General features: G+C 74.2%; 10 protein-coding genes. 1 reads left to right on the plus strand and 9 read right to left on the minus strand.

Features of this window, described 5'->3' with window-relative positions:
* Positions 1 to 2: 2 nt before the first annotated feature.
* Entirely contained in the window at positions 3 to 2,474 is a 2,472-nt protein-coding gene (locus AB0B94_RS15175; protein ID WP_357278082.1) for a DUF3488 and transglutaminase-like domain-containing protein, read from the plus strand.
* Positions 2,475 to 3,298: 824 nt separating this feature from the next.
* Here AB0B94_RS15175 and AB0B94_RS15180 read toward each other — a convergent pair.
* The 9 genes from AB0B94_RS15180 to AB0B94_RS15220 all read right to left on the minus strand — a co-directional run bounded on the left by AB0B94_RS15180 (position 3,299) and on the right by AB0B94_RS15220 (position 13,911).
* Positions 3,299 to 3,697, minus strand: coding sequence for a DUF3040 domain-containing protein (locus AB0B94_RS15180; RefSeq protein ID WP_030334542.1), 399 nt, complete (start codon positions 3,695 to 3,697; stop codon positions 3,299 to 3,301).
* A gap of 116 nt (positions 3,698 to 3,813) precedes the next feature.
* Complete coding sequence (locus AB0B94_RS15185; protein WP_357278090.1) at positions 3,814 to 5,073, minus strand: DNA polymerase IV; 1,260 nt, start codon at positions 5,071 to 5,073, stop codon at positions 3,814 to 3,816.
* Between the two features lie 62 nt (positions 5,074 to 5,135).
* The gene (locus tag AB0B94_RS15190; protein ID WP_357278095.1) at positions 5,136 to 6,308 is read right to left on the minus strand and encodes a nucleotide pyrophosphatase/phosphodiesterase family protein; all 1,173 of its coding nucleotides are present in this window, start codon (positions 6,306 to 6,308) and stop codon (positions 5,136 to 5,138) included.
* A complete protein-coding gene (locus AB0B94_RS15195; RefSeq protein ID WP_357278100.1) occupies positions 6,305 to 7,072 on the minus strand; it encodes a methyltransferase domain-containing protein in 768 nt (255 codons plus the stop codon). Before AB0B94_RS15195 ends, AB0B94_RS15190 begins: the two co-directional genes overlap by 4 nt.
* A 75-nt stretch (positions 7,073 to 7,147) precedes the next feature.
* Entirely contained in the window at positions 7,148 to 7,324 is a 177-nt protein-coding gene (locus tag AB0B94_RS15200) for a hypothetical protein (RefSeq protein ID WP_167492956.1), read from the minus strand.
* Positions 7,325 to 7,417: 93 nt separating this feature from the next.
* Positions 7,418 to 10,798 (minus strand): error-prone DNA polymerase, encoded by a 3,381-nt coding sequence (locus tag AB0B94_RS15205; RefSeq protein WP_357278478.1) that lies wholly within the window; start codon positions 10,796 to 10,798, stop codon positions 7,418 to 7,420.
* A 225-nt stretch (positions 10,799 to 11,023) separates the two neighbouring features.
* Positions 11,024 to 12,637, minus strand: coding sequence for a DNA polymerase Y family protein (locus tag AB0B94_RS15210; protein WP_357278104.1), 1,614 nt, complete (start codon positions 12,635 to 12,637; stop codon positions 11,024 to 11,026).
* Positions 12,634 to 13,359 carry a hypothetical protein gene (locus tag AB0B94_RS15215; protein WP_196918923.1) on the minus strand — a complete coding sequence of 242 codons (726 nt, stop codon included), beginning with the start codon at positions 13,357 to 13,359 and terminating at the stop codon, positions 12,634 to 12,636. Before AB0B94_RS15215 ends, AB0B94_RS15210 begins: the two co-directional genes overlap by 4 nt.
* Before the next feature lie 102 nt (positions 13,360 to 13,461).
* Entirely contained in the window at positions 13,462 to 13,911 is a 450-nt protein-coding gene (locus tag AB0B94_RS15220; protein ID WP_007463070.1) for an SAV_6107 family HEPN domain-containing protein, read from the minus strand.
* Positions 13,912 to 14,272 lie beyond the last annotated feature (361 nt).

The following is a 14,272-nucleotide window of genomic DNA, read 5'->3' on the forward strand; positions in this document are numbered from 1 at the left end:
TCATGATCAGCAGTCGGAACATCGGCATGGTGGCGGCCGCTGCCACGCTGCTGGCCGCCGCGCCACTGTCGGCCATCTTCCAGGGCTGGACGTGGTTGATCGAGTCCATCATCGCGGTCGCCGTGGTGGCCGGGGTGGCCGCGCTGACCCGCCTCGCCCGGGCACCGCTGTGGGGTCAGGTGCTGGGCATGCTGGCCGGCCTGATGCTCGCCCTGACCTGGTTGTTCCCCAGCGGCCAGGAGTTGCTCGCGATCCTGCCCACCCCGGGCACGTTCGCGTACTTCGGCGACCTGCTCGCCGGCTCCATGCAGGACATGCGCTCGTACGGGGTCGAGGTCCCGGACACTGACCCGCTGCTGTTCATCGCCGTGCTCGGCGTCGGCGGGGTCGCCGTGCTGGTGGACGTACTGGCCGTTGGGCTGCGCCGGCCCGCGCTGGCGGGGCTGCCGATGCTCGCCATCTACTCGGTGCCGGTCGCCGTCTACGTGGACAGCGTCCCCGCGGTGCCGTTCGTGGTGGGCGCCGCCGGTTACCTCTGGCTGCTGGTCACCGACAACGTCGACCGGGTCCGTCGCTTCGGACGCCGGTTCACCGGTGATGGCCGCGACGTCGACGTCTGGGAGGCCTCTCCGCTGGCCTCCGCCGGCCGTCGGCTCGCGGCGGTCGGAGTGGCGCTGGCGGTGGTGCTGCCGCTGGCGGTGCCCGGCATGACCGGCGGGCTGCTCGACTCGCTCAGCCGAGGGCCGGGCAACGGCACCGGCAACGGGTCCGGCTCGGGCGGCACGTCGGGTCGGATCGACCTGTTCGCCTCGCTCGCCGGCCAACTCAACCAGTCCCAGGTAGCCGACCTGGTGAAGGTGAAGACGTCCGAGCAGAACCCGTTCTACCTGCGTTACGCGGTCGCCGACGAGCTTCGCCCCGCTGGTTTCCAGGCGCGCAACCCCAGCGGCCGGTCGGTCAACCGGGACCTGCCGAACCCGGCCGACCGGGCCGGTCCAGGCGTGCAACAGACCACCTACCAGGCGACCGTCGAGGTCACCAAGAGCCTGAGCATGTCGCTGATGCCGGTGTACGCCGAGCCGACCCGCGCCGACGACCTCAGCGACAACTGGCTCTACGACACCACCCAGCAGGTCGTCTTCTCCAACCGGGAGAACTCCCGCGGTCGGAAGTACTCCTTCGACTACGTCCGCTCGACCTTCACGCCTGAGGCGTTGCGGGCCGCGAAGCCACTGCCGACCGAACACCCCGTTCGCCGACAGATGACCGCCACCCCCGGGCCGGTGCCCGAGGTGGAGGAGCTGGTCAAGGGGCTGATCCAGGGCAAGCGCACGGACTACGACCGGGTGCTGTCGATCTACCGGCACTTTTCGGCGGACAACGGCTTCAGCTACCGGTTGAGCACCGAGAGCGGCAGCAGCGGTCAGGACATCGTCAACTTCTTGACCAACAAGGTCGGCTACTGCCAGCAGTACGCCGCCGCGATGGCCTGGCTGGTCCGCTCGGCCGGCATTCCGGCCCGGGTGGCGTTCGGGTTCACCAACGGCAGCAAGCGCGACGGCGACACCTTCACGCTGACCAACCTCAACCTGCACGCCTGGACCGAGGTCTACTTCGACGGGGCTGGTTGGGTGCCGTTCGACGCCACCCCGGCGTACGGGGTGCCCGGCTCCACCCGGTCGGCCTGGGCGCCGGACACTGACGCGCCGGAGGCGTCCAGCCCGAGCACCGACGCCACGAGCGCCCCGACGGACCCGGGCGCCGCGACGGAGCCGACCGGCCAGGACAACGCCGACCGGGACGCCGACGACGGGCTCTCCCTCGGCGGGACGACGCCGAACGAGCAGCCGCCGGTCTGGCCATGGTGGGCAGCGGGCCTGGTGGCCCTGCTGGTGCTGCTCGCGGTGCCCGCCCTGCGCCGGATGACCCTGCGCCGCCGACGCAGTGGCCGCGCGACGAGCGGGGCGATGGCCTCCGCGAGGGTCGACGGCGGCAGCGAGCCGGGGGCCCGTCCGGTGATGGTCAGCGCGGACGCCAACCAGGCCCGCGCGGACGCGCACGCCGCCTGGGCGGAACTGCTCGACACGCTTGTGGACTTCCGGGTCCCGGTCGATCCGACCGAGACGCCCAGGGCGACAGCGGACCGGCTTGTCCGGGACTCCCTCGACGATGACGACGCGATCGGGTCCGCGCGGCTGCTCGGCCGGGCGGAGGAGCGGGCCCGCTACGCGCGGGATCCGCTGACCGGTGAGCGGTTGCTGCCGGCGCTACGCGCGGTCCGTGCGGCGCTCGCGGCACGGGCGGACCGGCGGACCCGCCTCCTCGCCGCCGTGCTGCCGCCCTCGGTGCTGCTGCGCTGGCGCACCGCCATGGCCGACAGGTCCAGCCGGATGGTGGCGCTCACCGGTCAGGCCCGGTACCGACTGCTGCGGTGGAACCCTCGTCGGCTGCTGGCCGACCGGGCCGCACGCTGACCGAAATCCGACCCACCCACCCCCGCACCATCGCTCCGGCGCACCCACCACCGGCGCTCATCATCACCTGATGATCAGTAGTTGCAGAGCTGCTGGCAGCTGCTCCTCATCGAGTGATCATGGACGCTCCGGGTGGGTGCGCCGGGGTGGGTGCGCGGGCCAGGCGCAGCGGCACCGTGTCGGGGTGAGGCGTAGCCGAGTAGGGCGTAGGCCGCGCAGGCCGAGTGAGGCGTAGGCCGCCCGGGCCGAGTGAGGCGCAGGCCGCCCGGGCCGAGTGAGGCGCAGGCCGCCTCCCGGGCCGAGTGAGGCCTTGACCGGGGCGACGTCGGGTCTGCGCAGTGGTGCGGTGAAGTCGCGGTCTCCGGTGGCCGGGGTGCCCCCCGATCACGCGGAACTTGAGTCGATCATGCCGCTGCTCGGGGGCGACGTCGTTCGCGCGGATTCGACCGGGCGGCGCAGCAGCTCAACGACTACCGGGACCGCCCAAGGTCGTGCTCGATCCAGGAAAGAGGCCCCTCGCCTCGCACACGATGCCACTACTTCCAGGATCGAGCACGATCATGCGGGAGCGGGAGCGGGCGCGGGCGCGGGCGCGGGCGCGGGCGCGGGCGCGGGCGCGGGCGCGGGCGCGGGCGCGGGCGCGGGCGCGGGCGCGGGCGCGGGCGCGGGAGAAGACCACAGACCAAGCACGATCACGCGGGAGAGGGTGCAGCGCAGGGGACGCGGAACCGGGTAAGGGCGCGCGGATACGACGGAGGTCGCCGGGGGCTGTGCCCGGCGACCGCTCGTCGCGGCGTACGGCCCGCCTCAGCGGCGGGACCGGCTCAGCGGTGCCCCTCCGGGCGCTGCCGCCACCTGTCCTCCATGCGGTCCAGGATTGACGACCGGCGACCGGATCGGCCACCGCGGGGACGACGACGACTCGTCGTGCCGCCCACCACGTGCAGGTCGGGTGACTGCGCCCGCCGGTGCGACTGCACCGCGAACGCGGCCGACGCCAGCATGACGACGAAGCCCGCCACCGCCAGTGGTGGAGTCTTGATCACCGCGCCATAGACCAGTAGAGCCAAGCCAGCGATGATGACGCCGGCGGCGACGAGCAGGCGACGCCGCGCATGGAAGCGCGGATCGCTGGCGCGCACGGCCGAGGCGAATTTGGGGTCCTCGGCAAGCGACCGCTCGATCTGCTCGAACAGCCGCTGCTCGTGCTCCGAGAGCGGCACGGCACTCCTCCCCGGTCACGTTGGTCGGGCCCACTCGGGCCGACAGACCGTGGCAGCCAACCGGCTGCTTACCCGCAAGTCTACGAGGGGGGTCGCGCGTCGGAAAGCGGGACGACCTATGGGCGGGGTGGATTTTCGTTTCGACGGGGATCACGGTCGCCCATCAGACTGGCCGGACCTATGACGGACCGCCCGAAACGGGCAGCGGCGGCGTCCGCGGCAGCTTCCGCTTCGCGCCAGCCACGCTCGGGCGCGCCGAGGGTGAGTTGCCGGGGAGCGCCCTGCGCCGGGGCGAGTCCTTCCACCCGGACACCGACGAGGCGGATCCGCTCGCCGGGATCCAATGCGGTGTAGAGCGCCCAGACCGTGTCGAACATCTCGCGGGCGGTGTCGGTGGGAACGTCGAGGGTGCGAGATCGGCTGACGGTGCGGAAGTCGGCCAGCCGGACCTTGAGTGAGACGGTGCGCCCGACCTGCTCGGAGCCGCGCAACCGGACACCGACCTTCGCGCTGAGCGCCAGCAACGCGCGGCGGATCTCCAACGGGTCGGCCACGTCGACGTCGAAGGTCACCTCGGCGCCGATCGACTTGTCGACGTGCTCGGGGCTGACCCCGCGCGGGTCGCGCCCCCAGGCCAACTCGTGCAGGTGCGACGCCGAGGCGGCACCGACGGCTCGGCGGAGCATGCCCACCGGCGCCTCGGCGAGGTCGCCGACCGTGGTCAGGCCGAGCCGGCGTAGCGCCTCGGCGGCGCGCTCCCCCACCCCCCACAGGGCGTCCACCGGCAGCGGGTGCAGGAAGTCGAGCACCTGCCCCGGGGGCACGACCAGCAGGCCGTCCGGCTTGGCCCGGGTGGAGCCCAGCTTGGCCACGAACTTGGTCGGCGCCACCCCGACCGAGCAGGTCAGCGCCTGCTCGTCGGCGACCCGGCGACGGATCAGCCGGGCGATGGTGGCCGGAGGGCCGAACAGCCGACGGGCACCGGTCACGTCGAGGAACGCCTCGTCGAGGGAGAGCGGCTCCACCAGCGGCGTGACGTCTCGGAAGATCTGCATGACGGCCCGGGAGGCGGCCGTGTAGGCGGAAAAATCCGGTGGCAGGTAGACAGCGTGGGGGCAGCGGGCCCGGGCCTGGCTGGTCGGCATCGCGCTGCGGACGCCGTACCGGCGGGCCTCGTAGCTTGCCGAGCTGACCACCCCGCGCGGGCCGACACCGCCGACGATCACCGGCCGGCCGCGCAGCTCGGGGCGACGACGCACCTCGACGGCGGCGAAGAAGGCGTCCATGTCGACGTGCAGGATCGGGCTGGCGGAGTCGTCGGCGTCCGGCCCGAAGCGCGGATCGTCGCCCCGGGGCAACGACTGGCTGCGGCCCATCCCGGCAGGTTAACCCGGAGGTACGACACCACCATCGGCCAGCGGGCCGAACCGTCAGCGGGTCAGCCCCGGACGACCAACAGCGGCACTGTCAGCTCCGCCGCGGTGTCCGACCCGTGGTAGGCCACCAACTTCGACGCCATCGGCCGCTCGGTGCGACTGGCCATTACCGCGTACGTGTCGTTGCAGATCGCCACCACGTCGCCGATCCGGCCCAGGTGCTCCTCGGTCACCGGCCCGAACCAGCCGGTGGCCACCAGCTCGTCGCGGGTGCGTACCCGGGCCGTGGCACCCAGCACCTCCGACCAGGCGGCCCGCACGTCGTCGACCGCGCCCGGCTCGACGTGCAGGTAACGCACCCGGGCCTCGCCGGCCACCAGCCGCACGCCGGCGCGCAGTCGCGGGTCGGTGTCCAGGTCGAAGCGGTGCGCGGCAGGGATGTCGAGCTGCCCGTGGTCGGCGGTCACCAGCAGCGCCGCGTCCGGCGGCAGCCCGTCGACCAGTCGGGCTACCAGGGCGTCCACCTCGGTCGCGGCGACCCGCCAGGGCGCCGAGTCGACGCCGCTGACGTGGCCGTGCCGGTCCAGGTCGGCGTGGTAGCCGGAGACCAGTGTGGGCCCGGCCCCGACGGAGAGCGCGGCCAGCATGGCGGTGGCCACCGCGTCCCCGCCGGCGGCGCCCCGGAAGTCGCCGCCCCGGTTGGCGGCCACCGTCAACCCGCTGCCGCCGAACTCCGGGCGACTCACCACGCTCGTCGTCACCCCGGCAGCACGGGCCCGCTCCAACTGGGTGGGCACCGGCTGCCAGCGCAGCGGCGACGGATCGGCGGCCCAGTCGGTGTGGGTGAGCACCCGATCGGTGCCGGGCACCCGCACTGTGAAGCCGAGCACGCCGTGCGCGCCGGGCGCGACACCGGTGCCCAGCGACACCAGGCTGGTCGGCGTGGTGGACGGGAAACCGGCGATGAGCGGCCGGGCCGCCGTCGCGGCGAGCCCGGCGATGGTCGGCGCGTACGGGGCCGCGGTCGGCAGCTGGTACCAGCCGAGCCCGTCGACGAGCAGCACGGCGATCCGGCGTACCCCGGCCAGCGCGGGCCGGAGCCCCAGCGGGTCGGTCGAGCCGGGCACCCCGAGCACCGCCAGCGCGCTGGGCAGCACGTCGGCGAGGCGGCCCCCGCCGTGGCCCGGCCCGAGGATCTCCAGCGGGGCCGGCCGGCCACCGGCCTCGGCGGTCATGCCGGCCGGCGGGCGAACAGGTGCAGTTGGGCGGCCAGGTCCCGGTACGGCGGTTGGGCGGCCAGCGCACGTTCCAGCTCGACCACTGCGGCGGACTGCCCATCGGCGACAGCGGCCGGCAGCAGGTCGGCCAGCACGCGTACCCCGTGGATCTCCTCGACCACCAGCCCGGCGGCGCCGAGCAGCGCGGCGGCGCCGGGGGCGTCGTAGCGTCGGCGCAGGGTGTCGCGCGGGCCGGCAGTGCCGGCCGGATCGCTGGCCAGGGTGGTCGCGACGTCCAGGTGCCCGTTCATCGCGCGGCCCAGCACGGCGGCGGCCCGGCCGGCCACCAGCACACTGGCCGCGCCACCCGGGCGCAGCGCGGTGGCCAGCGCGGTCACCACCGGCGTCGGGTCGTCGACCACCTCCAGGACTGCGTGGCAGAGCACCAGGTCGACGCCGGCCGGCTCGACCAGCCCGGCGAGGGCGTCACCGTCGCCCTGCACGGCGACGATCCGGTCGGCCACCCCGGCCTCGGCGGCGCGGCGGTCGAGCGCGGCGAGCGCGTCGGGGCTGGCGTCGACGACGGTGACCCGATGCCCGGCGCGGGCCAGCGGAACGGCGAAACCGCCGGTGCCGCCGCCCACGTCCAGCACTGTTAGCTCGGCGTCGCCGCGCCGGTCCAGCTCGGCGCGGAGCACCGACCAGATCACGGCGGTGCGGGGTGTCAGCGGCGGCTCGGCGAACCGGCCTGGGGTCTGCTCCACCCGGCCGAGCCTAGTCACCCGGCCCGGTGGTGGTGCGGGCGTGTGGCGGGGCCGCCCACCACACGCCCGATCGGTGCGTGGTGCGGCGGCCGGTCAGGCCTCGGTGCCCTCGGCCTCGTCCTCCGCCCGGGACCGGCGCTCGTTGGCCACCGGACCGTTTGTCACCTCGTACTCGCGGGGGTCGGCGAGGTGCGACGGCACCCAGCCGGTGCCCAGTCGGGTCCGCCGGGCGTTGGCGATTCCACCGGTGTACGCGTGATTTCCCGTCACTGTCGTTCCCCCTCACGGATCACGGGCCGCTCTGCCCGCTCGGGACGAGTCTCCCGCTCGACGGCTCGGGAAACCGTAATGTGGATCACTGAATCAGCGGAAGTCACGGGAGGCCGGACTCACCGGTGGCTCGATGGCGTCCAGCCGGTCGGCGATCAGGTTGGTCACTCCCTCGTGCCGCTGCAACCGCCCCCGGACCACCAGCGCGGCGCTGGTCCGCGCCACCCGCCGGTAGCGCTGCCACAGCCCCGGCGAACAGGTGACGTTGAGCATCCCCGTCTCGTCCTCCAGGTTGAGGAAGGTGACCCCGCCCGCCGTCGCCGGGCGTTGCCGGTGGGTGACGATGCCACCGACCCGGATCCGCTGCCCCGGCTCCACCCTGCCGAGCCGGGCGATCGGCACCGCGCCGAGCACGTCGAGCTGACCCCTGATGAACCGGGCGGGGTGGCTCTCCGGCGACAGCCCGGTGGCCCACACGTCGGCGACCAGCCGGTCCACCGCCTCCATCCCGGGCAGCGTGGGCGCCGCCGCGCCGGTCACAGTGCCGGGCAGCCGACCCGGTCGGTCCTGGGCCGCCGCGCCGGCGGCCCAGAGCGCCTGTCGCCGGGTCAGCCCGAAACAGGCGAAGGCGTCCGCAGTGGCCAACGCCTCCAGCTGCGCGGCGGTGAGACCGACCCGCCGGGCCACATCCGGCATGTCCCGGTACGGCCCGCCGGCGGCCCGTTCGACCTCGATCCGTTCGGCCACGTCGGCGCCGAGGGTCCGCACACTGGACAGTCCGAGCCGGACGGCGGGGCCGCCCAGCCCCCACGCGTGCGGCGGCTCCCCCGGCCCGCTGCCCCACCGGGTCTCCGGGGTGGACTCCAGCACCGCCAGGGCCCCGCTGGCGTTGATGTCCGGGCGACGGACCTCCACCCCGTGCCGGCGGGCGTCGTCGACCAGGGTCTGCGGCGAGTAGAAACCCATCGGCTGGGCGTTGAGCAGCGCGGCCAGGAACGGCGCGGGGTGGTAACGCTTGAGCCAGGAACTGGCGTAGACCAGGTAGGCGAAGCTCATCGCGTGGCTCTCCGGGAAGCCGTAGCTGGCGAACGCGGTGAGCTTGCGGTAGACGTCGTCGGCCAGCTCACCGGTGATGCCCCGCTCGGCCATCCCGGCATAGAGCCGGTCGGCGATCCGGGTCATCCGCTCGACCGACCGTTTCGCGCCCATCGCCCGGCGCAACTGGTCGGCCTCGGCCGCGTCGAAGCCGGCCAGGTCGATGGCGAGCTGCATCAACTGCTCCTGGAACAGCGGCACACCAAGGGTCTTCTCCAGGGCGTTGCGCATCAGCGGGTGCGCGAAGGTCACCGGCTCCTGACCGTTCTTGCGGCGGATGAACGGGTGCACCGAACCGCCCTGGATCGGACCGGGGCGGATCAGCGCCACCTCGACCACCAGGTCGTAGAACTCGCGGGGCTTGAGTCGGGGCAGGGTGGCCATCTGGGCGCGGCTCTCCACCTGGAACACCCCGACCGAGTCGGCCCGGCAGAGCATGTCGTAGACCTCCGGGTCGTCCAGGGTCATGTCGCCCAGGTCGAGCCGGGACCCGATCATGTCGTAGCCGTAGTGCAGGGCGGAGAGCATGCCCAGGCCGAGCAGGTCGAACTTGACCAGGCCCACAGCGGCGCAGTCGTCCTTGTCCCATTGCAGGACGCTGCGCCCGGGCATCCGCCCCCACTCCACCGGGCAGACCTCGATCACCGGCCGGTCGCAGATCACCATGCCGCCGGAGTGGATGCCCAGGTGCCGTGGGAACGTCTGCAACTCGTTCGCGTACTCCACCACCTGCTCGGGGATGTTCTCGACATCGACAGTGGCGACCGAGCCCCACCTGTCGATCTGCTTGCTCCAGGCGTCCTGCTGCCCCGGCGAGTAGCCGAACGCCTTGGCCACGTCCCGCACCGCCGACCGGGGCCGGTAGGAGATGACGTTGGCGACCTGGGCGGCGTGCTCCCGGCCGTAACGGGTGTAGACGTGCTGAATCACCTCCTCCCGACGGTCGGACTCGATGTCCACGTCGATGTCGGGTGGGCCGTCGCGTTCCGGGGCGAGGAACCGCTCGAAGAGCAGTTGGTGCCGGACCGCGTCCACATTGGTGATCCGCAACGCGTAGCAGACCGCCGAGTTGGCCGCCGAACCCCGACCCTGGCAGTAGATGTCCTGGTCACGGCAGAACGTGACGATGTCGTAGACCACCAGGAAGTAGCCGGGGAACCCCAGTTCCTCGATCATGTTCAGTTCGTGGTCGAGTTGCGCGTACGCCGTCGGGTGCGCCTGCGGCGGCCCGTAGCGCTCGTGCGCCCCGTCAGCTGTCAGCTTCCGCAGCCAACTCATCTCGGTGTGCCCCGGCGGCACCGGGTACGCCGGTAGCTGCGGCGCGACGAGCTGAAGGTCGAAGGCCAACTCGGCGCCGAACTCGGCGGCCCGCGCCACCGCACCCGGGTACGCGGCGAACCGGGCCGCCATCTCCGCGCCGCTGCGCAGGTGGGCGGTGGCCGCCGCGGGCAACCAGCCGTCGATCTCGTCCAGGCTGCGTCGGGCCCGGACCGCGGCGACGGTGGTGGCCAGCCGACGCCGGCCGGGGCTGGCGTAGTGCACGTTGTTGCTGGCCACCGTCGGCAACCCGGCCGCGGCGGCCAGCTCGGCGAGCGCGTCGTTACGGTCGGCGTCGATGGGGTGGCCGTGGTCGGTCAGCTCCACCGCCACCGTCTCCGCCCCGAAGAGCGCTGTCAGCCGGTCCAACTCGCGGGCCGCCGCGTCCACCCCGTCGGTGAGCAGCGCCCCCGGCACGTGCCCCTTGCGGCAGCCGGTCAGCACCAGCACATGGTCACGCAGCTCGGCGGCGACCTCCTCCAGGTCCCCGTAATCCGGGCGGCCCTTCTCCCCGCCGCGGAGCTGGGCGCGGGCGATGGTGGTGGCCAGCCGGGCGTACCCCTCGTGGCCGTGCGCGAGCACCAGCAGGTGCGCGCCGTGCGGGTCGGGCTCGCCGTTCTGCGGGCCGGGCAGGCCGAGGGACAGCTCCGCGCCGAAGATGGTCGGCAGGCCCAGCGTCCGAGCCGCCTCGGCGAAGCGGACCACCCCGTAGAAGCCGTCGTGGTCGGTGACGGCAAGCGCGGTGAGCCCCAGCCGGGCCGCCTCCTCGGCCAGCTCCTCCGGGTGGCTGGCGCCGTCGAGGAAGCTGAAGTTCGTGTGCGCGTGCAGCTCCGCGTAGGGCACCACGCCGTCGGGGCGGGTCAGCTCCGGTGGCTCGTACTGCTGGCGCTTACGGCTCCAGGCCGGGGAGTCGCCGCCGTCGGCGTCCACGGCGAGCGGGTCCACCACGTGCAGGTGCCGCTCCTCGCGCGACCGCCCACCGCCCGACCGGCCGCCGCCGGCCCGGCCGGAGAGCACGCGTTCCAGCTCCGACCAGGGCATCTTCGGGTTGTGAAAGCTCATCCGGCCGCTCCGGCCGCGCTGCTCGGCCCGGTACTGCTCGGCCGAGGGACGCTGGGCGATCGGGTCGACGACGGACACGACGGCGGTCGCCCCGCTGGCGGCGAGAGGTGCGATGAGCGTGATGACTCACAGACATCTTGATGCCTGTGAGTCATCACGCTCGTCAGGACATCTGTTCCCCGGCCAGCGCGGAGCCAACCGACGCCGGGCAGGGATCCACCTGACTCAGTCATAGATCGCCTCCACCAACCACTGCCCGGCCTCGACGGCCAGCAGCAGGGCGGCACCGTCGGCCAGGCTGACCTGGAACCGGGCCCGTCGACGGGCCTCGACCGGCGCCCACCACCGCTCGTCCACCGGCCACGGGCCGGCCCAGCCCACGATCTCCGCCGGCTGGCCGGTGCCGACCACCAGCCGAGCCGGTGGGGCGCTCACCGCCAACCGCGCGCTGATCACCACCGGCTCGCCGGCGGCGTCGTGCACCGTCGCCGCGAGCGGGTTGGGCAGCACCACCGCCGGCGCGGGCGCCGGCAGCCGGCCCGGCCACGGCGGAGCCCCGCCTCCACCCCGGCCGGTGCCCGGGTCGGCGCCGGCATCGGCCGGCGGGCCAGGGCGTGCGGGGACACGTTCGTCGCCCCACGGCACCAGTCGCACCTGGTCGGCCGGGGAGCGCCCACCACCGAGCACCGCGGTGACCACCGCTTCCGGGCCGAGGATGCCCTGCACCCGGCTCAACGCCCGGTGCGCGCGTTCCCGCTCCTCGCCGGTCTCCCCCCAGAGACCGGTCTGCAGACCGGCCTGGGCGATCACCCCGTCCGGTATCAGGCGCAGCCGGATGATGCCGGCCGTCGGTCGGGCCGGCCGGGCACCGGCGCGGCCGTTGCTGCCGGAGAGCCACCCGTCGAGCTGCCAGCGCACCCGGTCGGCGATGGCCGAGGCGGTGAGCAGGCCATCGTGCCGCCACACCCGGTGCAGCTCCTGCCCGTGCTCGGTGACCGCCTCGATGCCGAGCCGGGTGCAGGCCAGCCCGTGCCCGGCCAGCCGTTCGTGCAACCGCTCGGCCAGCGCCCGGGCCACGAACGCCGCCGCGTCGACCCTGTCGATCGGCTCGTCGTGCTCGGCGGTCACCGTCAGGTCGGCCGGCGGCTGCCGGACGGCGAGTGGGCGGTGGTCCCGCCCGGCGGCCAGCCGGTGGGCCAGCGCACCGTCGAACCCGAACCGGGCCAGCACGTCGCCGGCCGGCAGGGCGGCGAAGTCGCCGAGGGTGCGTACGCCCAGCCGACGCAGCAGGTCGGCCAGCGCCGACCGGCCGAGCGCCTCGACCGGCAATCCGGCCAGGAACTCCGGTGTCCCACCCGGCGCCACCACCCGGCCAGCGCGAGCGGCCAACCCGGCCGCGAACACCCCGTCGGCGATGCCGACCTGGCTCTCCACCAGGCACGACTGCGCCACGTGCTCGATGATCCGCTCAGCGGCCGCCTCCTCACCGCCGAGGTAGCGGCCCGGCCCCCGGGCGGCCACCGCACAGGCCCCCGGACGGACCACCTCGACACCGGCGACCAACTCCTCCACCGCGGCGACCACCGGCTCGAACGCCCGGGCGTCCCGGCCGGGGTCGTACTCCACGACGGTGAGCTGCGGGCAGCGCCCCTGCGCCTCCCGCTTGCGCAGCCCTCGACGCACCCCCTCGGCGCGGGCCCGCTCGGAGCAGGCGACCACCCGATTGGCGTGCAGCACGGCGACCGGGCCGGTCGCCGGCACCCCGTCGACGATCTCGGCGGCGAGCACCGGCCAGTCCGGGCACCACAGCAGCAGCGTGCGTGCCGGCGCGCCGGTCATCCCCGACCGACCAGCGCGAGTGGCGCGGCCGATCGGCCCACGGGCGACGGCAGCGTACGAGGGATCACCCGGGTCAGCTCGTCACCTGGGAGCCAGACCTTGATCTCCTTGGGCCGGGCGGCCGCCCCACGCCCGCGCGCCGAGACGGTGATCTCCCGGCGGCGCAACCGCCCCCGGCCCAGCCCGAGCCCCTCCCAGACTCCCCGGACCACCTGCAGCGTCACATCCGCGCCGTCCCACCGGCCGTACGGGACGAGCACGCTGCCGCGCTGCCGGGCCCGGGCCGCCAACCGGGTGGCGACCGAGGCGGAGACCGAGGCCGGCACTGTGGTGACCACGACGTCCACCCCGTCGATCAGCGCGGCGACCACTGTGGCCCACTCGGGGCCGGGGTTCGGCACCAGGGCCAGCCGGTCCAGGGCGATGCCCAACTCAGCCGCCGCGCCCGCGCCGAACGTCGGCACCCCGACCACGGCGCACCACGAGCCGGCCCGGGACGCCTCGGCGAGCAGGGCCAGCATCAGCGAGGTGCCACCGCTGCGGCGGGGCTGGCCGGCGGCGACCGCGATGGTGCTGCCCCGGCGCAGACCCCGGTTGGGCAGCAGACCGGTCAGCTCGGGCACCACCGGCAGCACTCGGTGGCCACCGACCGGGTCGGGCGCGCTCGCCGGGCGCACCAGATCGGCCAGCGCGGCGGAACCGACCACCATGCGGCCCGCCATTGGACCAACTCCCCCGTCGTTGCTGTGGATCAGATCAGGACCGGCACGCCGTGCCACCGGCCGCCCGGCTCCCCCCGCGGGGCGGCCGGTGGCACGGCGGGATCAGGCGGCGAGGCCGTCCAGGGCCGGTTGGTGGGCCACGCCGAGCGCGGTTTCCACCACCGTGACGAACTGTTCGGCAGCCCGGAGCAGATCGTCGGCCTCCCGGGCGCTGACCACCCGGGGGATGCCGGCCTCGGCGGCGGCACGCTTGCTGGCCCCCGCGGCGAAGAACCGGGACCACTCGTCGAGCTCCGGAGCGACGGCGCAGAGGAGGACCCAGACGCTGGTGATCCGGTTGCGTCGACTCGGCGCGGGTCGGGCCCGGGCGGCGAGCAGAGCCGCCGCCGCGCGCAGGGCGGCCAGGTGGGCAGCTGCGTAGCGCAGGCCGTCAGGTCGGGTCTGGCCGGCCTCGACCAGCCCACGGCGGGCCAACGTGAGGAGTTGGGCGGGGGTGCGGTGCGGCAGCACGTGCGCCGGCACCGTCGGTGCCTGAGCCGGGTTGGTCGGCATGGATGTCTCTCCTCCACGTGGCCGAGACGTCACTGCGGCGGCTGATGCCACCGACGAGACGCCGAGGTCGGGGTGGTGCGGAGGAAGACGCACCGGGTGTGGCCGGCCGGGTGTGGATGCTTCCCCACACCACACCCGGCCGGCGGACCGGCGGGTGCGTCGCCCGCCGCCCGGGGGTCGTGGGCGGTGGGCGACGCTCCTGCCTGTTGGGACCAGGCTCGCGACTGCCCGGAAACCCAGGTGCGGCCCGCGGAGCCGCACCGCCCGGAGGTGGCGCCGCGAAACGCCGCGCTCCGGCTGGTTGGAACGGGCGTTCGAGGCAATCGAACACTCGTTCTAACTGCTGCTGACAGTACACCTC

The sequence above is a fragment of the Micromonospora sp. NPDC048986 genome, from assembly GCF_040649335.1.
Lineage (GTDB): Bacteria > Actinomycetota > Actinomycetes > Mycobacteriales > Micromonosporaceae > Micromonospora > Micromonospora alfalfae.